Origin of the sequence: Arthrobacter sp. 18067 (assembly GCF_902706295.1) — a bacterium.
Classification (GTDB): Bacteria; Actinomycetota; Actinomycetes; order Actinomycetales; family Micrococcaceae; genus Arthrobacter.
Map to the genome: position 1 here is coordinate 1 of NZ_CACSJJ010000117.1, position 390 is coordinate 390.

At 69.0% G+C, this 390-nt stretch carries 1 protein-coding gene; it reads left to right on the forward strand.

The window, feature by feature from the left end; genetic code table 11:
• On the forward strand, positions 1 to 390 hold a 390-nt coding region (locus tag GVL04_RS24355; protein ID WP_200846977.1), incomplete at both ends, for a hypothetical protein.

Sequence of the window (390 nt, forward strand, 5' to 3'; positions counted from 1 at the left end):
GACCACTACTACGCAGCCGCCAACACCGCACAACAGGCCGGCGACAGCGCCCAGAGCACTGCCTGGCTGGCCGAAGCGGTGCGCCTGGCCCCCAACCAGCCACGCTATCGCGCCGACTACGGCATGCGCCTGGCCAGCTCGCCAGACAAGACCGACCGCCGCCAGGCGATCCCGTATCTGCAGCGCGCCACCCGCGATTTCCCCGAGGACTACCGCCTCGGCGAAACCCTGGTCGTGCGCTACGACGAAGCCGAAGACAGCGCCTCGGCGCGCCGCGAGCTGCGCCGGGTGATCGATGTGGAGCAGGACCTTGTCGACGGCGATGATGAATACGGCAGCCACGATGCCCGTAAATACCGCCAGCGGCGCGCCCACGAAACCTTGGCGCGG